The following is a 19,046-nucleotide window of genomic DNA, read 5'->3' as shown; positions in this document are numbered from 1 at the left end:
ATAATAGGCCAGCTTTTTCATGTCCTCGCTAAATTTCTCGCATGAGGCTGCTTTATTTTCTTTCTGACTCAGCTTGGTGTACTTGGCTAGTAGTAACTTGTGTCAGATCAGAGTGGGCAAAATCATCTGTGTGCGGCAATTGTACATCAAACTCATGGATCGGAGAAATTTCCAAATTCGCGTTGTCAAATTGCAGATTTAATACGTGTCCGCCACTTGTTTTATCCTCTGTGATGAAGTGGAGATGGAATCCGGGAACATTCAGGGCTGCTGCATAATTTGGCGTATAGAAGCCAATCAGGGTTCCCTTAACATTTTTAAATTCAAACTCGGATTGTTTTTTGGTTACTTCAGTCAGCTGCGGATAAGGTCTGGTTTGTTTTGGAACTGTTCTAGCCTTTACCATCTTAAAGGTACCGGTCAGCTTTACGGCATAAAAGACGTTCTTGTTTTCAAATTTCTCCTCAAGCATTTTTGTTAATTGATTGTAATCTTGCACATTGGTTAATGTAGTTTTTTCTTTCGGCTCGAAATGTGTAGTAACCGCAAATGGAGTTTTCACACTTTCTGGCAGCTCCGATAATTTTCCGGTGCTGTCGATCTGGTAGAATTTTGTACCCATCTGAATCATCTCTCCATCGAGATCATTGATGGTACCAAGCCCCATATCGCCTCGCAGCTTCAGGTCTTTCAAAGTCAAGTCCCCTTCAAACTGTCCAAGCATGAGTGCATTGATCGTTGAGTATTGAAACAGTACATTTTTTGGTGCCGGATTGGCGGCAACCGCAGGTTTGGATTCCTGCTTGGCAGGTGGTGCTGGTACAGTAGCCGTTGTAGCTGCAAAAGCAGTCAAAGACAGCCCGGCAACAAGAGCCAGAGATGTGATAGAAGTGATGATATTTTTTTTCATGTTTTTCACTCCACCTTTATATATAAAATTTGTTGCTAACGAAGTTTATAGTTTTGCACATTATTCCTGATTTGTTGTGCGGTATCCAGGACAATTTTCACTTGTTCCATTAATTCATGCAAAGATTCTTGTTGTTTTTCAATATTGGACAGAGTATCGCTGGAATCTCTGGAGTTGGAATTGGCAATATTCGAAAGATCTTCAACCGATGCGCTCACTTCCTCGGAACCCGCTGCAACCTCTTCCGAAATGCTGCTGAGATTTTGTATTTCATCATTGATTTTAGCCATATCTTCAATGATATCGGAAAGCAGGGTTTCCACTTTGGAGCTTAGAGTCAATCCGTCTTCAACTTCCTGCTGCACCATCGTCAACGATTCCACAGATTTTCGGGTTTCTTTATTGATCTCCAAAATCAGATTGGTAATTTGTGTAGCAGAATCAGCGGATTGTACGGCAAGCTTTTTCACTTCTTCAGCAACAACGGCAAAACCTCTGCCATGTTCTCCCGCACGCGCTGCTTCTATGCTGGCGTTGAGAGACAAGAGATTGGTTTGATTGGCGATTTCATTAATGACAGTGGCAAAATTATCAATTTCCATTGTTTTTTGCATGAGTGTTTCCACGAGATTGGAAGAGTGCAAAACAGCGGAATTGATCGTCCTCATTTGATTCAGTGAATCTGAGACAATCGAAGTTCCTTCTTTTGCTCTCTGATGCGTTTGTTCCGTAATTTCCCCGATTTCTGAAGCTACTTCAGCAAAATTGCTCACAGCAAGCACGCTTTCTTGCATCGTCCGGGATATCTCCGAAATTCCCTGGGCCTGATCCATCGAACCCTTGGTAACCCGGCTGTTCATTTCAGCGATTTTTGAGGAGGCATTGGCTACCTCAGTCACTTCCGAATTTAACACGTCCGTGACTTGATTAAGATTTTGCGCATTTTTCAGCAGGTCTTCGATGAGTTGGCGCAATTGGAGGGCAAGAGAGTTGAAGGCTTGCGCCAAATCTCCCAACTCATCTCTGTTTTTCACAGTAATGTGGGTCTCTGTAAGGTTCCCTGCTGCCAATTGCTTGGATAAACGCGTCATTTGTTTTAACGGGTGTACAAAAATCCGGTTGATCACGTACAAAATGACAAGCGACAATAAAACGGAGCTGATAATCATCCCAACTGTTTGTGTAATAATTGGCTTCTTCAGCTCGTCCAGTTCGCTGTCATAAAGCACGCCGGCGATTTTCCAGCCGGTTATCTTGTTCGTGGTAAAGACGATCCGGGAAGGTTTTCCGTCGATTTGGGCTGACAGTACTCCCGATTGCTGTTCATAAAATGATTTGTAGCTGTCATCTTGGGGCACTTCTCCAGCAGCAATGGTTGGATGGGTAATAACCTTCTGACTCTCATCCAGGATAAACGCGAAACCTTGCGTCCCTACTTTTGCCGCATTAACGGTATCAGTCACATACTTTTTCAACGATAAATTTACTACGGCAACTCCATGGCCATCGTCCGTAGTTTTTGCTACCGATACCACAATATTTTTAGAGGCGGCTGATACATAGGGTTTGGAAATAATCACTTGACCCTTCTGTTCCATCGCTTTTGTGTACCATTCTCGCGTGCGAGCATCATACTCTTTTGATAATGGACTTTGCGGCTCCATCGCAAAGCGTCCATCTTCGGTGGCAAGTCCAATCACTTCGGTATCATCGGTATGCACAGCTTTAAACTGCTTAAGGGTCGATTGCACCTGTTGATTTGACGCCAAATTCGTCTTTTCATCCTTTATCATGTCTTGATAAACGCTTTGAGGCAGTGATCTTGCCAGAACATCTGTGTCTTTCATGATGGGCACAACTACACGATCAATAATCGTGCTGAGGTTTTCGACCTGTTTATTAGCTGAATTGAGTAGTTGAACATCTAATGTTTGAGTAGCTGAACGATACGAGAAGTAGCCAATCAGAATACTTGGGACCAAAACCAAAATGAGAAAAACCGCAAATAATTTTTGACCGATTTTCCACTGAAACCCTTTTTTAATGTCCACTCCAGCCATAATGAATTCTCTCCATCCAGATTTGTTTATTTATCTTTATATTTCAGTGTATCGGTATAAGAGTTTACAAAAATTAGACTTTTTTGTGTGAAACTTGAATAAATTGTTACAATGTACCAAATTGGATGTCCTCACCGATCTTTTGGTGAGGCAAGATTTTACCCACCATTCATCAAGAGGTTCAATTTTTTTATTGAATCGTTCTCTTTCAAAGGGCGATAAATGGTTAATTTCAACTCGGGGGCATCGTACACCCGAAATGTCATATGCTCCATCGTCATCGTACCCGCAGTCGGATGATTGATCTGTTTTGTCCCGATGGGAGTACCCTGTATATCGTAACGCGGCCACCATTCTCTGAATTCAGGACTGAGTTCCATCAGTTCGCCGACGAGCTCTTTAAACCAGTCCTCTCCGACGAACGGTGTACTGGTAGAACGAAATTGCCCTAGAAGACGTTTGGCGTGGCTTTCCCAATCGCCCATAAGTTTTCGATAGTCGGTTGACGCGAAACATCGCCAAACTGCGTTACGTTCTTTCTTATTCATTTTTTCAAAATCCCCGAACACCAACTGTGCAGCTTTATTCCACATCAATATGTCCCACCGCTGATCCGTTGCATAAGCCGGACACATTTCGAAATCGTTCATGAAGTTTTGCATGATCTTTGTAATTCCTGCTTCAAATGAGGTTGTTTGTTCAACAGGCAGTTGCCCGTGGGCGAGCATAAACAAATGATTTCGCTCCTCAGTATCGAGCTTCATTACCGTCACAAGACTATCAAGCACCTGGGTCGACACTTGAATGTCTTTTCCCTGCTCCAGCCACGTATACCATGTAAGCCCGATCCCAGCAATCTGCGCTAATTCTTCTCTCCGTAAGCCTTGGACCTTCCTTCTTGGACCTTTGGACAAGCCAAATTGCTCTGGAGAAAGCCGGGAACGCCGCGATTTTAAAAACAACCCCAATTCTTTTCGTTTGTCCTTATCGCTGTTCATCTAATCCCTCCGCCTAATCCTGTTACTTTTAATACTATGATTAATAGGCTTCTATTTGTAGGTTTGTTCGTACTTTAATCTTACAGCTGTAAGGTTTACGAATAAAGACAAGGAGGTGATCATTCTGGAGGACTTAATCAGATCTGGTCCATCGAAAGGTCTGATCGCTCTTATGGTAATAACCTGCGGGTTTACCGTGGCAAACGTTTATTTAAACCAGACCTTACTAGTCGATATGGCGAAAACATTCGACTCAACCGTAGCAGAGATAGGAGGTGTGACGACTCTTACCCAGGTAGGCTATGCAATCGGGAACCTCCTGTTAGTGCCATTGGGAGACATGTTTGAAAGACGTCGAATGATTGTTTTCTTGTTGTTGGCGGTTTCATTGTCGCTCTTATCGGCCGCACTATCTAGTTCTTTAACGTGGTTAATCGCAAGTCATTTTGCGATAGGCATAACGACGATTATACCGCAGCTTATCGTTCCTTTAGCTGCCAGTATGGCAAATGATCGCAATCGGGGGAAGTTACTAGGGACGGTGGCGATCGGTCTTGTCTGCGGAATATTGGGGGCGAGGATAGTTAGCGGCATTGTTGATAGCATATGGGGCTGGAGAGTGATGTATTGGATTTCCTTTGGCTTCATGTTGTTGCTTACTCTCCTTATTCGGTTTCGGCTTCCCCAAAGCCAAGGTGAGACAGCATTACCATACCGCCAGTTGTTGCTTTCGTTGGGGCCTCTGTTCGTGAAGCAAAAAGCACTCCAGAGTGCCTGTTTGAGTCAAGGTATGGTGTTTGGATCGTTTAGTGTCTTTTTTACTACTATAGGATTCTTGCTTCAATCACCCCCGTACGAATACGGCAGTGCCGTTGTTGGATTGGTTGGGTTGGTCGGAATCGGAGGCGCTGTCGCCACTCCATTGATTGGACTGATCATTGACAGGAAAGGGGCAGCACTCGCCAATAAAATTTGCATGCTTGCAGCTATGACTTCGTTCCTGATCTCCGCGGTTGCCGCTTATTGGCTGCCGGGATTGATTGGCAGCGCATTGTTGCTAACGGTTTCCACACAAGCAAATCAGGTTGCCTGTCAAGCAAAAATATTCGAACTTTCTGCTACCGCTAGAAGCAGATTGAACGGGTTGTATATGGTTTTCACCTTTATAGGGGGTGCACTTGGGTCCTATGTGGGAGTGTGGGCATGGAGCAACTGGCAGTGGTCCGGTGTTTGCGTGGTTGGATTGATCATGGTCTTTGTCGGAATGAGTACATCGGCGGGCATAAAAAATGTAAACGATACGAAAATTGAAAGGGTGAAAAATACAAATGCAAATTCATGATGATACCTATAATAAAGGAATGGAAATTTTGAAAAAAATAGATAGCGAGCATTACCAGAGCATTGTTGACAGTTTTAAAGACACAGTGGCCCCAGATTTGGGACAGCTCGCTGTAGAATTCAATTACGGCCAAATATTTTCCCGTCCAGGTCTCGATTTGAAATCTAGGCTTCTCGCTACAGTGGCAGGTCTGACGGCGATGGGAAATACGCAGCAGTTGAGGTTTTATATTAACGGAGCTTTAAACCTTGGATGGACGGAAGAAGAGATTGTGGAGTGCATGATGCAAATGTTAATTTACGCTGGTTTTCCTGTAGCTTTAAATTCGATTCTGACCGTTGCTGCAGAAGTGTTTGCAGAACGAAAAACAAAATCAAATAAGGGGGGCTCCGAATGATTATTGACAGCCACTCACACGTTCATTCGTCGGTAGAATCTCACTTGAATATCATGGACGAATCGAACATCGATAAAACAGTTTTGTTCTCGACGCTTGTTCATCCGGAAAAAAACGAGTCGTATTCTGAGTTTGTTGAAGAGATGGGAAAATTGTCAAACATATTGGCCAATCGGATAAATAGCTCAGAGGCACGTATAAAGGCAATGGACGAATTGATTCGGACGGTGCGGCAATATCCCGATCGCTTTATCGGTTTCGGAAGCATACCGCTCGGTTTTTCCGAGACGGAAACGATGGAATGGGTGGAAACCAAAATCGTCAACAACGGGTTGAGAGGGTTTGGTGAATTTACGTTGGGGTCAGGCCAGATCGGATTGCTCGACCCCGTATTCAAGGCTGCGAACGAGTGGCGTGGCCTTCCGATTTGGGTTCATACGTTCGAACCATTAAAAATGGTAGATATTCGGGACCTTGCCTATCTTGTTCAAAAGAATCCGAATGTGCCAGTCATTTTCGGACATTTGGGTGGCTTGAACTGGTTGGATACAATCAACTTAACGAAGGACATAGACAATGCTTATTTGGATACCTCAGCGGTATATACGGTTTTTGCCTTGAGCCTTGCGATGAAAGAGCTTCCTGACAGAACGTTGTTTAGTTCGGACCATCCATACGGCGATCCTTACTTGGCAAAAATCGCAGTTCAACGTTGTGCACCGAGCAAAGAGGTCGAGAGAAGAGTGCTCGGTGAAACGATAGCGGAATTGCTTGAAATCTAATCTAAGTCCCTATTCATGGTGTACCGTATCGTCTCGTTAGCAGGTTGATCGGTAATTATATCCACTACCCCAAAAACCCGCAATATTGTCATTCAAGGAGAATATTAATGGAAGACGGAAGAAAGGGACTGGTTGTGCCAGCCCCTCTTTCATTTCTTTTTCTCTAACTCCGCCTTTAATCTTGCATTCTCTTTCAACAGCTTTTGAACGTCCGGGACATCCTTGCCGGAAAACCAGCCATACAAATCGTCTCTTGCTGCATACTCCGGCAATTGATCACGAAGTACCATTTTAATGTGCCGTACATCTTCAACATAATAGGTAGGAACTTGTTCCATGACCGATTGCTTAAACTCTTGAAACTCCTGATAGTATTCAATTGCTGCGAAGTCGTATGGCTTTTGTCTTAATGCTTCATCTGTGACAACAAAAGCAAATCTAGGTTTGCCCGCTTCTCCGGCATACTCATATTCCCAATGCGTATAGCTCATGGATTCATCAGGAAGTGTTAAACCATAGAATCCTCCGAGAATCAGGATATATACATCGGACTCGTCTATCCATCTCTTCCTCATTTTCATTGGACTTTCCTTGAAAAATTGCTCGATTCCAGCAGGGATATGACCGGCTTGAAGTACGGCTTCAACAGCGGTGTGTCTTTCTTCAATAAGATCGTAATAAGTAGACGATATGTATATTTGTAATTTTTTTCTCATAAGCCCACCCAAATGAAAGAATTTAATATAAGAAGAATCTACCATTCACTCACTTTATTTGTCAAAATTGACTGGGTTTTCATGCGGTAGCCAAGTGTGTGACGGATTTTTCGCTGATACACCCTCGTTAAGCTGAGCCCTATCATAAATAAGGGCATCGAAGACGAGCTAACAACATAGTGGCAGTCCTGAACACGGAAACAATGTTCTAGACTGCCACATTATATTGATCGATCGATTCCGTTCGTTTAACGTACGTTTACTTCCTCTGCGTTCGATTTGGAAATTTTTATTTTTACCATGATCAATAAGAAAGCTAGAAGTGAAAACGTAATGCCGCTCCACATGAGTTGATGTATGCCCAAGTGAGAAATAAACCAACCGCCGATAAAAGTCCCTACAGTAATTCCAAGATTGGAAAATGAGACAAACAAGCTGTTGCCGAATTCGGGAGCTTCTTTTGCCTCAATCGTTAACCATGCTTGACTGACAATAAGCCCTCCGGAATGCACTGTCCCCCAAAGGAATACGATAACAGCCATTGGAAAGAAAGAAGAACCTAAATAATAAGTGAATAAGTAAATGACCACATAGAGCAGAGGATACAAGATAACGGTCTTTGTAATGCTTTTATGCAAAAAGCCCCCAAATAAAAAATTTCCGAAAATCATGATGATTCCAAAGGCCATCAACATGATACTAATCCATGCCCCGTTCATATGTGTTACTTGTCCTAAATATTCAGCAAAGTAGCTGTACACAGAAAACATAGCTGCAAAGATAAAAATAACGGTCGCGATCGTTAACCACAATTGAGGTTTGCGTAATATACCAAGCTGCTGGTCGTAAGACATTTTTTCCGTAACAGGCATGGAAGGAAGCCAAGCTAGTATTCCTACAAAGGCAATCATGCTTACAACAGCTCCAAATAGGAAAGCAGCTTCTAACGATATCTTGTCCGCGAGATAAGAAGTCAAAGGCACGCCAAAAGCAAATCCGACCGTTATTCCGGCGAAAACCTTTGTGACCGCTTTGCTGCTTTTTTCCGGAGGGACAAGTTTGGCTGCGGTCACAAGGGCAATCGAGAAAAAGACGGGATGAAAAATAGCAGGGAGAATACGGAAAACTAGCATCACATCGAACCTAGTTGTGAAGGCATAAACAATATTTGAAATCGCAAAAATAAGCACAGCGGTTAATAAAATGACTTTACGATTAATACCAGAAACGAGTAATGTCAGGAATGGACCTGAAATGGCAACAACTAACGCAAATATACTTACAAGCCATCCGGCCTGCGCAGTCGAAATATTGAATTTTTGAGTGACCTGGGGTAAAACACCTATAATTCCCATTTCCGTTGTAATAATGCCGAATACGCCTAAAGCCAGAATCATAATAAGCAAAGGGTTAACCTGTTTCATGTTAAATGTAAGCCTCCGATTATATTCATATATACAGAATTATAGATATAAACAAACAAAAAAAGAGCTCCTTTCCGTTTATAGTTTCGTTTTGATGTACTCGGAAAATTCCTGTATTATCTTTTCGTTCCGACGATAGTACGTCCACTTCCCAATTCGCTCAGATTCTAGCAAACCAGCTTTTTGCATAGTCAACAAATAACTCGAGATAACAGATTGTGCAAGTCCCGATTTTGCCTGAATATCTCCCACGCATACACCAATCCGAAAATTGAGGCCTTGTTGTAAATAGAGCTTTTCATCAAAGAATTCCTCTGGATTCTTTAACCATTGCATAATTTGACTACGAGTCTCGTTAGACAAAGCTTTATAAATCAATAAAGGTTCCATATGGATTATTATATCTATTTTTATGGATATGTAAATGTGAAAAGGCTAAATTTCCCGACGATGCTTGCTCAGAGGGTTGGAGTCTGTCAGGTTCTCCTAATAAATTCGCCGATAGACCCGTTAAGCTGAGCCGTCTCACAACTAAAGGCAGGTTTTTACAGAATGTGGGGAGTATTTGCTTCAAAGCACATACCGTTGTACTCAAAAAAGCCCCATAGTAGCAAGGGGCCTTTGAGTTGTCTATTCACATCATCGCATTTTGGAACCAAACGTCCCTACTTCGCTTTCATCGTATCAGAAGTTTTCTAAAACGATTTTTCCAATGGTCCGCCCAGATTCCAACTTCTCATGCGCGAGACGCAGGTTTGCTGCATTGATGGGCTCCAGTCGTTCAGTCAGCGTACTCTTTATTTTTCCATCATCGATTAAATCCGCCAGTTCATTCAACAATTCGTGTTGTTTGATCATGTCATTGGTTTGAAGCAAGGACCGTGTAAACATGAACTCCCATACAAACGTTACACTTTTAGAAAACAGCAAGTCCATTTTCAAGCTCCCTGCCCAGGTAGTTTTATTTGCAGGAACGATAGCGCAAATTTTACCTTGGGGGACAATGACTTCCGCCATATTTTCAAGATGTTGAACCGTATCATTCAAGCAAAGGATATAATCGACGGCGTCAATACCAACTTCCTTGAGTTGAGGGAGAAAAGGGTTGTTGTGGTTTATGATAAAATCCGCGCCGAGACCTTTAGCCCATTGAATTGACTCTGGACGTGAAGCAGTACCGATAACGGTCAAACCTGCTAATTTTGCAAGTTGAATAGCAATCGAGCCAACTCCTCCGGCTGCACCGATAATCAGTATGCTTTTGTTTTCACCTGTATTATTTACGCTAATTCCTAAGCGATCAAAAAGGCCCTCCCATGCAGTTATCGAGGTAAGCGGTAATGCGGCGGCGGCAGCGAAATCCAAGCTTCGCGGCATATTTCCCACAATTCGTTCATCAACTAAGTGAAATTCACTGTTACTGCCTGGTCGAGACACACTGCCCGCATAATAGATCTTGTCCCCAGGTTTAAACAACTGGCAGTCAGGACCAACTTGTTCTACGATTCCAGCAGCATCCCAACCAAGAATTTTCGGTGAATCGGCTTCGTAGTTATGACTTTCGCGGACGCCTACATCTGCAGGGTTGACGGAGATTGCTTTTACACGTACAAGCAAATCACGGCCTGTAGGCTCCGGTTTATCCAAGTGCAGATCAATAAGGCTTTCTGGATTGGATATAGGGAGGTATCGGTAAGCACCGACAGCTTTCATCTTTTGGTGAGTATTCATGGGTATCCATCCTCTCAAATAGGAAATGTTGTACAGTTGCATTGTAAAACGATTCAATTACTTTAAGTAAGTACGCATATTTTTATGGTATAGTATTAAAAATCAAACCATTGGGGGATAAGCTGATGGGAGACCGAAGAAAGAAATATGGAGTGAGTCCAGATATGCAAGCATGTCCGGTTGAAACAACGCTGGATGTTATCGGTGGAAAGTGGAAGGGGATCATTCTCTATCAGCTCCTGAACGGAACGAAAAGATTCAATGAATTCAGGCGCCTCAATCCGGGAATCACGCAGTTTATGCTCACCTTGCAGTTAAGAGAGCTTGAACGGGATGGCATCATTCATCGCGAAATATATAAAGAGGTTCCTCCAAGAGTGGAATACTCCCTTACTGATTTCGGAAGGACTCTCGAACCGATCATTATGTCAATGAAAGTATGGGGCGAGTCTTATAAAGAGCGGCTAAATGAAAATCTAACGATACAAGGGGAGCAGAGTTAAAGGTAAGTTGAGTAGTAACCTAAGTAGTGGAGCGGGAATGTTTGAGTAAATTTTCAGGGAGGGAATAGTTTAGAGAATAGATAGAATATTAAAGTGGGGAACAGTATGAAAGCGATCTTAATCGACGATGAAGAGTTGGCATTAAATTATTTGGAGCATCAGTTATTAAATATCGGCGATTTTGAAATTGTTGGCAAGTTTACGGATCCGATGATCGGCAAACGAGAGATTGAAAAAAATGAGATTGATATTGTCTTTTTGGATATTCAAACACCAAAGCTAAACGGTATCGAGTTAGCCGAACAGCTTTTGGAAGTGAAACCTCAATTACAAATTGTCTTCGTCACCGCATATGAGAGATATGCGATTAAAGCATTTGAGCTGAACGCCCTTGACTATGTATTAAAGCCGGTTGGCAAGAAACGTCTGCAAAATACCATGAAACGAATTCAATCGATGATGGAGGAACATAAGACCTTCTCCCCTCAGAAATCGGAGAATTTACAAATGAGTCTGTTTCAACAAGTAACGTTTGTAGATGGAGGCCAGGAAATCCCACTTCGTTGGCGAACTGCCAAGGTGCAGCAGTTGTTCTTATATTTGGTTCAACACAGGGGAACTACGGTTAATAAAACGGCGATCATTGAGTTGCTTTGGCCAGAGCTTGAATCGGAAAAAGCCAATCATCAATTGTATACGGCTATCTATCATATTCGCAAAACCTTGGCGCCATTTAGCAAATATTTTCAAATCAGCAATACATCAGAAGGGTATAAGGTAAAACTAGAACAAACCATCTTAGATGTAGATCAGTTTGAGCGTTTTTTTCGCTCTGACTTATCTTTATCTGCGGAGACGATTGACGAGTATGAACAAGCCATAGCTCTGTGTAAGGGAGATTACTTGCAAGAGCATAATTACATATGGGCAGAAAGCGAGCGTCAAAGATTACAACTGCAATGGGTGCAAACCGCTTTGAAAATGGTGGATTGGTATTACGCCAATGATGAATGGGACAAAGCCATCACGCTATGTTTGGACATTTGTCAGCGTTATCCGCTCGAGGAAGAAGCCTGTTTTTTCCTTATGAAAATATTTGCTGACATGGGTAGGCACTCTTCGGTTCATAAGCAATACGATCATTTAACGAGTGTGTTATGGAACGAATTGCAAGAACAGCCTAATCCGGCAATTACAGAATGGTATCAACTTTGGAAGCAGAAAAATAAGGAATAAACCAAGTGGCTTATTCCTTATTTGGTGATTCCAAAAGTGACGATCGTACCTTGTTCAGGTGAGCTATTAATCGTTAATCCCTGGTTATATAGTTGTCTTAGTCGCCGTTCAATATTTCGCAGACCTACGCTTGCTTTTTTCTTGCCATGCCTTGTTTGGCTGAATAGTTGATTCAGATCTTCCTCTGCTATGCCTTCCCCATCGTCTTGGATTGAGATTTCGAAATACTCCTCTTTGTCTTTGATGTGAATCCAGACAGTTCCCCCACTTGTGCGTTGCATTAAGCCGTGTTTGATGGCATTTTCGACTAGCGGTTGTATGGATAAGGGTGGTAAACAAAAATCGAGATCAGGGTCCAGATCCCATTCCACTTGCAAGCGATCGCCAAATCGTTGCTTCTCGATATACAAATAAGATCGAACAAGATCAAGTTCATCGTGAAGCGAAATAACGGGTTCAGAATTATGAAAGTCAAAGCTCAAACGCAAATAGTTGCTAAACTCCTCAAGCAGTGTCTGCATTTTCGTGAAGTCCTGGAGTCCCAAGGCGGCAATTGAATTTAATGCGTTAAACAAAAAATGAGGTTCAATTTGTGATTGTAACCATGCTCCTTCCATACGCAAACGTTCATCGAAGGATATTTTAAATTCTGTTAAGGCTTTTACCCTTGCTTTTAATTCCCAAGCATCGACGGGTTTCTTAACATAGTCGTTCGCCCCTGCTTGTAAGCCGGCTATAATATCCTCGGAACGACTGCGCGCGGTCAAGAGCAGGACAGGCAGTTCTAAAACAGAGAATCGTTCCCGGATGATGCGTGTTAATTCATAGCCGGATACGTGAGGCATCATGACGTCTGAGATGACCAGATCGACCGGGTTACGTTCCAGTATGGACAGGGCTTGCTGAGCGCTGGTTGCCGTGCTTACTTCGTATTGATCTGATTCAAGCATTTTGCTAAGGATGTTCAGGTTAATACTGTCGTCATCTACAACGATAATTCTTGCTCTTCTATTCATAGAAGAAACGGTTTCTGTCGATGTAGTGATTCGATCAGTCGTTGCAGCGGCCATTTCTAGTGAAGTCTGCATGAATGTCTGAGCGCTGCTTTCTTCTAAGGGAACGGAATCTGTAGCTAGTGGGAGTGTAAAAGTAAAGGCAGAGCCTTTTCCCTGGGTGGACTGAACCGATAGAGTACCGCCGTGCAGCTCAACCAATTGTTTGGAAATATGTAAGCCAAGTCCGAATCCGCCACTTGCTCTGATTGCATTCAGTTCCGCTTGTTCATAAGGTTGAAAAATAGTTTGTAGAGCCTTTTCCTCGATACCGACCCCAGTATCCTCTACTTGGATCTGCGCAAATCCGTTAGACGTTGTCGCGCGAATCGTGATAGTTCCCTCATCTGTAAATTTAATGGCATTATGCACCAAATTAAAAAGAATTTGAATCAGCCGGTTTTCATCTCCCCGAACAGCAGGAAACGAATCGTCTATTTCCACTTTTAAAGCAATCGGTTTTCCGTCAAGCATTAGTTTCGCCATATCGAAAACACCAGCGAAGATAGACTGCAGGTTTAATTTTTTCTCATGCAGGCGAATGCTGTTCTCCTTTAATCGGGTTACATCCAGCAAATCATCTAGCATGAGTGTCAGACGTCTGCTGACATGCAGGAGAATATCCAGACGCTTTTTGTGTTCTTCATGAAGGGGATTGTTTGTATCCTCGATAATCGCTTGTGTGATATTGATGATGCCATGTAATGGATTTCTCAGTTCATGGGAAGTATTCACCAAAAATTCGTCCTTGCGCTTATCCTCTTGCCGCAATTTCTCAGCAAGATGTTTCGTCTCAGTCGTTGCCCGGAAAAATCGTCTAAACCAATATGCTGCAAAAGCAAGTACGGCAAAGATCAGGTTGAAGGGGTAGTGAATAAATTCCAATCCTAATATGCCATAAGCGATCGTCCAGATCACATTCACCCCTACAAACAAGCAAGCTAGCAGGAGAAATATAATGTCTTCCTTGTCCCGAATGGCCTTCCAGAGTATGTAAGCAGAAATAATGACGGATAGGAGCAGCACGATAGAGAGCATTCTGATCATCGCTAAGATAGTTCCAGCAGGTACAAGGAGGATGAAGATGGCGTATAAGCTGCACAAGCCACTGAAACCTTGTAAAATCCTTCTGTTTAGATAAGCAGGAAGCAGATGATGAAACAAGGGAGGGATGAAGGCGACTGCACCAACATAGACGAGATACGTCAACTTAACTGTCCAATCATAATCGAACTGCAACCAGACAAATAATAACTTGTCATCGGCTGTCACCACGGTAAATATTCCACAAACCATGACCAATGAGAAATATACCAAGCCTTTATTTCTGGCACCCAAGAAGTACAGGAGCAAGGCATATAAACTATGGATCAGAAACACGACGAGTAATAATAACTGCAAACTGATGGAGAGGATCGTCCGCATCTGTACAGCTTCTATCGTACCGAAGCGAATCGGTTTTGTAATTCCTCCTGCCCCGACATCATTGGAAACATGGATAAGCAACTCTACTTGGCCTTGCTCTGGTGTCAGTTTGATAGTATAGGGAATATTGCGTGCTTGATGCTCTATGTTGCTGGTTGCCGGTTGTCCCACCTGGGCCACTAATTTCCCATTGGCATAGACGGTCGAGGCAGTTCGAAGCTCATTGATCCTGAAACCAAGTGTGTGTTCCTGTTCCGGATCAAGCAAGATGCGTAGTCGATACGTGCCGAAGTGGAAAGAGTCCGATACACCCTGCTCATGAACAAATGCCTCATCCCACTTATTGGGTACTTGAAGGTATGTCTGTCCCTCAGGTTTCTTTAGGCCGTTTCCCTCTATGAACTGAGAAGGGAAGAACTCCCACTCCCCATCCAACCGTAATGTTTGGTATTCCGAGAATTCCCATCCGCGTAAATCAAGCACACCTTGTACAGCCACTGGTTTTTCAGCGTAGTCAAAGGTGGTAAGGAAACTCATCCAGAGTAAGCGAACGGCTGTTACCACTAGTAGAGCAACAACGATCATTTTCGTCCATTTCCAGGCGACTGTTTTCATATTAATGATTACCCTCAATGAATAGTAGTAAGAAGATTGTTAGTTCCCAAATCCGAAGAATATCAATTTTTTCATAATGAATACTCTTCGACAAGATATTCAGGACACCTCTTAAAAAGAATATATCAAGGTAGACTAGGGAAGCTGTAGAGGTTATGTAGAGGTGTCCCTGTTAAGATGACATATTGGATGAAGTCTATTGAAAAATAGATAGTTTCAACAAAATATCCAGAATCCGAGGGGAGAGGAAGAAAGAGCTATAAAAAATTGCGAAGCTACAAAATTGGTGGAAGCGTCCCACTGGCGCTCATGCTTTTGTTAGCGCTAGTGCAAGTAGAATGCCTGCAGGCGGTTGATTCTTGAGCCTACACCTACAGTCGACAAATCAAAGCTGCAAGCAAAAGTAGAAGAAATCGACGATGAAGATTTGGATGAAGATGACTATACATCTTCAAGTTGGAGAAAGCTCGAAAAAGCATTGAAGCGAGCAAAAGACGTACTAGAAGATCCTGACGCAACCCAAGACGAGGTAGACGAAGCACTGGCTGAGCTTAAAAAAGCAAGAAGAGATTTAGAATCTGTCGATAAACGGGACAGAGACCGGGATAAAGAACGGAAAAAAGACCGAAAAAACACGAATCAAGTTCAAAATCCGTTCTTTACTGGAGGCGGCTCCAGTAATGTAGAATCGAAGCCAAGTGAGCCAGCAAAAGAGAAAAACGACCAAACAGGCTACATGAACGGCTATCCAACCGGAAACTTCGATCCAAATCGCCAAGTGACTCGTGCAGAAATGGCCATGATTCTTGTAAACACAGGAATGGTCAAGACTACATCCGCAAGCGGAATGTTTATGGACGTAGCCGACCAGCATTGGGCGGCAGATGCGATTAGAAGAGAGAATGAAGCAGGTCTGATGAACGGTTATGCGAATGGCACGTTCAATCCGGGAGGCGGAATCACGCGCGCGGAAATGGCGACCATTGTATACAAGTATTTGGGATTAAATGGAGACGGTATGCCGAACAACTTCTACGATGTACCAGCAGATCACTGGGCAACTCAGATTATTGCGGCAGTAAGTAAAGATGGCTACTTAGCCGGCTATCCAGATGGTACATTCCATCCCCAAAAGACATTGACTCGAGCAGAAACAGTCACTATTATCAATCGTTTGCTGAACCATGAACAGTTAAGTCCGGTAACTGGACAAAGCTGGCCGGATGTACCTCCAACCCATTGGGCGTACAAAGATATTGAAGCAGCAACCAAAAAGTAAAGGGAACTCTCTTTCCTAATCCAAAAAGACCGGAGTGCATATTTTATATGCTTCTCCGGTCTTTTTCGACTACTCTCATAATCGCTATGTATGAAGATTCATTCACATATACTAGAAATCGGGAATTCCCCTTGCAGGTAGGAATCCCATAGTTTATTAATAAACTCAATATTGATCTTGTTTTCAAACGCCTTGGAAATGAGGCCAAAGTCGTCCGATGCATACCCTGCTACTTCCGAATTCTGGGTTATCCGAAAAGTTTCTTTGAACACAAATTCCCTAATTTCTCTGATCACGGTATTTTCAGAGGGGGCAATTTCATCAACTGTTTTGTAACTAGAAATCCAGGCTACATCAAATTCAACAGCATCCCTAGCGTCTAATTTAGCATCCCAATCAACATCTTTATGGAAGACATTCTCTAAGAAACTGTCATTCCTGATTATCGAAAGTATCTCACTCGCTGTTTTCAACGAAACCCTACCCCTTCATAATATACTAGGCAACGTTTTTTGTACTTTCCCCACACATGGGCAGGGAGGGTTTCTCCCTTGATAAATTTTGGTTTTTCCTATATTTTACAATACCCTCGTCAAGTCTCTCTCTCGTTCAACGTGGGTCATTAAAATATCAAGCTTTGGAACAGGAACGTCCGCCTTTCCAGTCAAAAGCAGTTTCAGTGCCAAGTAAGGAAAATTCACTCCGGACCGGCAAGAGATATACATGCCACCGGAAGCTCGCGGATTGATTTCCAGCAGCTTGGGGATACCTTCCTTGTATTTGATTTGCACATTAAACAAATAGGAAAGCTGCAATCGCTGCTGCACGGCTTCGGCAATTCGTAGCAGTTCATCGTTGTCCTCAAGCTCGCGAATACGCCCTTCTACTTTCTTGCGGGGCACCGCTGCCAGCAACTGCCCTTCATAGGCGAGGCAATCGATGCTGTACTCATACGAGTCCAAATACTCCATGACCATTATATCCTCAAACGTCTCCCGTGTGGACAGTGTGCGGACTACTTCTTCTATCGTGATTTGCTGGTGGGTTGATCGAAACAGTCGGTCAATCGGATCAAGCTGCTCCTCCACAATATAAAAGCCTGCTCCGCCTTCGCCTCGGGCGGGCTTGAAGCAAACCTTGTTTCCGTCTTGTTTCAGTTGTTCATATGCGATTTGGAATTGTTCAGCTGTATTCACAATCGCATAAGCGGGTAACGGTACTTCCGGTACGTCCTGAAACAGTTGAAACAGCTTCCCCTTATCCGAAATATCCTCCAGCAACTGATGTTCCTGAGCAATCATAACCTGCGTGCCCTGCCGCTCAAACTCTTTGATATGCCTGGAGATTTCCACCAATCGATAGTTGGGGAGAAATACGTCGATCCGGTGTTTTTTACAAAACGACAGGCAATAGTCGATGTATTCTGGCACATCCAGCGTGGGCTCCAGTTCAGCATAGTCGGCGATTTGTAGCATCACACTATGACGCTTTGGGTGAGTCACATAAATCTCGAAAGTGAAGTTATCCGGGTTATTGCGAATCATTTCGACGATTGGATAAGCCGTAGCGAACGTTCGATTGAACCAAATCCGTTTTCTCATTGGTTGCCCTCCTTTATTCGAAAAGAAAAGCGAGTGTCTGTTCGACCTCGCTTTCCTTTACCTCATGCTATTTACGCAACGTTTTCCTTCGAGTCTTCTTGTTCCCCATGTTTTCCTTTTTTCATCTTATGCACGATGAAGGTACCAAGGAAGGTGAGAACCAGAACGCCGAAGAAGAGGTATGACTCGATGTGGATGCCTGCTGCGCCCAAGAACATTTTCACGGAGATGAGCGCAATAAGTACGAATGCGGTTGTTTCGAATTCCGGAATTCGCTCGATCAGTTTCAGGAAGATTTGAGCAACCCCCCGCATCATCAGAACACCTAGAATTCCGCCCAGGAACAGAACCCAGACTTGGTTGCTGACACCAAATGCAGCTAAAACGGAGTCGATGGAGAAGGCAATATCCATCATTTCAACTGCAAGTACAGTTTGCCAGAAGCCTTTTCCTTTGTTCTCGGTCTCGTTTTCTTCTTCCCCACCAGACTTGAATAAGCGATAGAGCAGCCAGACGATGAGCAATCCACCGAGAATTTGTACAACCGGGATTGGGATAAAGTACAAGCACGCTGCCATTCCCAGATAGAGCAGCAAATCAATTGCTTTTTGCGCTTTTTCATTATGGCCAAAGAAGTGGTCTGCTGCAATCTTGAGCAGGTAGAGTGCACCCATTACTTTGATCGCGGTCATCTTGACCAGGAAAACGCCTAAACCGATTGCCAGGAAACGGAATAAATAGGCGCCGAGCAAGCCGTAAAACAATGCGCGTTTCTTTTGCTTTTCTGGCAAATGATTTACCATTACTGCTAATACCAGTGCATTGTCAGCTGAAAGTAATCCTTCCAGGATGACCAATGAGAGAATAATTGTCCAGTTAGCAGGATTGGTCAGTACCCCCTGCAAAACCTCCCATGAAAAAAAACTTGAATAGGTTTCAATCAGCCCATTCAAAAACTCCATTTCTTCGTCCTCC

Annotated in this window: 17 protein-coding genes; 6 read left to right on the top strand and 11 right to left on the bottom strand. The window is 43.3% G+C overall.

What is annotated here, in order from left to right; genetic code table 11:
* Positions 1-52: 52 nt before the first annotated feature.
* The 3 genes from budA to HP570_RS17090 all read right to left on the bottom strand — a co-directional run bounded on the left by budA (position 53) and on the right by HP570_RS17090 (position 3,968).
* Positions 53-910 (bottom strand): acetolactate decarboxylase, encoded by an 858-nt coding sequence (budA, locus tag HP570_RS17100; protein ID WP_064202791.1) that lies wholly within the window; start codon positions 908-910, stop codon positions 53-55.
* A 35-nt stretch (positions 911-945) separates the two neighbouring features.
* Positions 946-2,961 (bottom strand): methyl-accepting chemotaxis protein, encoded by a 2,016-nt coding sequence (locus HP570_RS17095; RefSeq protein WP_173626497.1) that lies wholly within the window; start codon positions 2,959-2,961, stop codon positions 946-948.
* A 167-nt stretch (positions 2,962-3,128) separates the two neighbouring features.
* Positions 3,129-3,968, bottom strand: coding sequence for a helix-turn-helix transcriptional regulator (locus HP570_RS17090; RefSeq protein ID WP_064202793.1), 840 nt, complete (start codon positions 3,966-3,968; stop codon positions 3,129-3,131).
* Between the two features lie 172 nt (positions 3,969-4,140).
* On the opposite strand from HP570_RS17090, the gene HP570_RS17085 reads away from it, so the two are divergent.
* Genes HP570_RS17085 through HP570_RS17075 form a run of 3 tightly spaced genes read left to right on the top strand, consistent with a single transcriptional unit; the run spans position 4,141 to position 6,489 of the window.
* Complete coding sequence (locus tag HP570_RS17085; protein WP_217364677.1) at positions 4,141-5,310, top strand: MFS transporter; 1,170 nt, start codon at positions 4,141-4,143, stop codon at positions 5,308-5,310.
* Positions 5,297-5,707, top strand: a complete 411-nt coding sequence (locus tag HP570_RS17080) for a carboxymuconolactone decarboxylase family protein (RefSeq protein WP_015894048.1) — start codon at positions 5,297-5,299, stop codon at positions 5,705-5,707. Before HP570_RS17085 ends, HP570_RS17080 begins: the two co-directional genes overlap by 14 nt.
* A complete protein-coding gene (locus HP570_RS17075) occupies positions 5,704-6,489 on the top strand; it encodes an amidohydrolase family protein (RefSeq protein ID WP_173626495.1) in 786 nt (261 codons plus the stop codon). Before HP570_RS17080 ends, HP570_RS17075 begins: the two co-directional genes overlap by 4 nt.
* A gap of 149 nt (positions 6,490-6,638) precedes the next feature.
* Here the strand turns inward: HP570_RS17075 and HP570_RS17070 are convergent, their stop codons facing one another.
* The 4 genes from HP570_RS17070 to HP570_RS17060 form a co-directional block, all read right to left on the bottom strand.
* Positions 6,639-7,205 carry a DUF4062 domain-containing protein gene (locus HP570_RS17070; RefSeq protein WP_173626494.1) on the bottom strand — a complete coding sequence of 189 codons (567 nt, stop codon included), beginning with the start codon at positions 7,203-7,205 and terminating at the stop codon, positions 6,639-6,641.
* A gap of 248 nt (positions 7,206-7,453) precedes the next feature.
* Positions 7,454-8,629 (bottom strand): MFS transporter, encoded by a 1,176-nt coding sequence (locus tag HP570_RS17065; RefSeq protein WP_173626493.1) that lies wholly within the window; start codon positions 8,627-8,629, stop codon positions 7,454-7,456.
* Positions 8,630-8,707: 78 nt separating this feature from the next.
* A complete protein-coding gene (locus HP570_RS29665; protein WP_254495316.1) occupies positions 8,708-9,019 on the bottom strand; it encodes an ArsR/SmtB family transcription factor in 312 nt (103 codons plus the stop codon).
* Positions 9,020-9,313: 294 nt separating this feature from the next.
* The gene (locus HP570_RS17060; protein ID WP_173626492.1) at positions 9,314-10,360 is read right to left on the bottom strand and encodes a zinc-binding alcohol dehydrogenase family protein; all 1,047 of its coding nucleotides are present in this window, start codon (positions 10,358-10,360) and stop codon (positions 9,314-9,316) included.
* Between the two features lie 125 nt (positions 10,361-10,485).
* On the opposite strand from HP570_RS17060, the gene HP570_RS17055 reads away from it, so the two are divergent.
* Both HP570_RS17055 and HP570_RS17050 read left to right on the top strand, forming a co-directional pair.
* Positions 10,486-10,863: a winged helix-turn-helix transcriptional regulator gene (locus HP570_RS17055; protein ID WP_173626491.1), complete on the top strand. Its 378-nt coding sequence runs from the start codon at positions 10,486-10,488 to the stop codon at positions 10,861-10,863.
* A 105-nt stretch (positions 10,864-10,968) separates the two neighbouring features.
* Complete coding sequence (locus HP570_RS17050; RefSeq protein ID WP_173626490.1) at positions 10,969-12,099, top strand: response regulator; 1,131 nt, start codon at positions 10,969-10,971, stop codon at positions 12,097-12,099.
* 17 nt (positions 12,100-12,116) lie between these two features.
* Here the strand turns inward: HP570_RS17050 and HP570_RS17045 are convergent, their stop codons facing one another.
* On the bottom strand, positions 12,117-15,191 hold the full coding sequence (locus HP570_RS17045) for a hybrid sensor histidine kinase/response regulator (protein WP_173626489.1): 3,075 nt from the start codon (positions 15,189-15,191) through the stop codon (positions 12,117-12,119).
* Between the two features lie 352 nt (positions 15,192-15,543).
* On the opposite strand from HP570_RS17045, the gene HP570_RS17040 reads away from it, so the two are divergent.
* Positions 15,544-16,470: an S-layer homology domain-containing protein gene (locus tag HP570_RS17040; protein WP_173626488.1), complete on the top strand. Its 927-nt coding sequence runs from the start codon at positions 15,544-15,546 to the stop codon at positions 16,468-16,470.
* Between the two features lie 98 nt (positions 16,471-16,568).
* Here the strand turns inward: HP570_RS17040 and HP570_RS17035 are convergent, their stop codons facing one another.
* The 3 genes from HP570_RS17035 to HP570_RS17025 all read right to left on the bottom strand — a co-directional run bounded on the left by HP570_RS17035 (position 16,569) and on the right by HP570_RS17025 (position 19,033).
* Positions 16,569-16,943 (bottom strand): hypothetical protein, encoded by a 375-nt coding sequence (locus HP570_RS17035; protein ID WP_173626487.1) that lies wholly within the window; start codon positions 16,941-16,943, stop codon positions 16,569-16,571.
* Between the two features lie 105 nt (positions 16,944-17,048).
* Positions 17,049-18,071 carry an ATP-grasp domain-containing protein gene (locus HP570_RS17030; protein ID WP_173626486.1) on the bottom strand — a complete coding sequence of 341 codons (1,023 nt, stop codon included), beginning with the start codon at positions 18,069-18,071 and terminating at the stop codon, positions 17,049-17,051.
* A 71-nt stretch (positions 18,072-18,142) separates the two neighbouring features.
* Positions 18,143-19,033, bottom strand: a complete 891-nt coding sequence (locus HP570_RS17025; RefSeq protein WP_015894031.1) for a TerC family protein — start codon at positions 19,031-19,033, stop codon at positions 18,143-18,145.
* Between the last annotated feature and the right edge of the window lie 13 nt (positions 19,034-19,046).

Source organism: Brevibacillus sp. RS1.1, assembly GCF_013284365.1.
Lineage (GTDB): Bacteria > Bacillota > Bacilli > Brevibacillales > Brevibacillaceae > Brevibacillus > Brevibacillus brevis_D.
Note: the sequence above shows the minus strand (reverse complement) of the source record. Positions and strands in the feature narration are given on the sequence as shown.

Coding starts and splice junctions, on each gene's coding strand:
- budA (WP_064202791.1), bottom strand. CDS start 910: ATGAAAAAAAATATCATCACTTCTATCACATCTCTGGCTCTTGTTGCC.
- HP570_RS17090 (WP_064202793.1), bottom strand. CDS start 3,968: ATGAACAGCGATAAGGACAAACGAAAAGAATTGGGGTTGTTTTTAAAA.
- HP570_RS17085 (WP_217364677.1), top strand. CDS start 4,141: ATGGTAATAACCTGCGGGTTTACCGTGGCAAACGTTTATTTAAACCAG.
- HP570_RS17080 (WP_015894048.1), top strand. CDS start 5,297: ATGCAAATTCATGATGATACCTATAATAAAGGAATGGAAATTTTGAAA.
- HP570_RS17075 (WP_173626495.1), top strand. CDS start 5,704: ATGATTATTGACAGCCACTCACACGTTCATTCGTCGGTAGAATCTCAC.
- HP570_RS17070 (WP_173626494.1), bottom strand. CDS start 7,205: ATGAGAAAAAAATTACAAATATACATATCGTCTACTTATTACGATCTT.
- HP570_RS17065 (WP_173626493.1), bottom strand. CDS start 8,629: ATGAAACAGGTTAACCCTTTGCTTATTATGATTCTGGCTTTAGGCGTA.
- HP570_RS29665 (WP_254495316.1), bottom strand. CDS start 9,019: ATGGAACCTTTATTGATTTATAAAGCTTTGTCTAACGAGACTCGTAGT.
- HP570_RS17060 (WP_173626492.1), bottom strand. CDS start 10,360: ATGAATACTCACCAAAAGATGAAAGCTGTCGGTGCTTACCGATACCTC.
- HP570_RS17055 (WP_173626491.1), top strand. CDS start 10,486: ATGGGAGACCGAAGAAAGAAATATGGAGTGAGTCCAGATATGCAAGCA.
- HP570_RS17050 (WP_173626490.1), top strand. CDS start 10,969: ATGAAAGCGATCTTAATCGACGATGAAGAGTTGGCATTAAATTATTTG.
- HP570_RS17045 (WP_173626489.1), bottom strand. CDS start 15,191: ATGAAAACAGTCGCCTGGAAATGGACGAAAATGATCGTTGTTGCTCTA.
- HP570_RS17030 (WP_173626486.1), bottom strand. CDS start 18,071: ATGAGAAAACGGATTTGGTTCAATCGAACGTTCGCTACGGCTTATCCA.
- HP570_RS17025 (WP_015894031.1), bottom strand. CDS start 19,033: ATGGAGTTTTTGAATGGGCTGATTGAAACCTATTCAAGTTTTTTTTCA.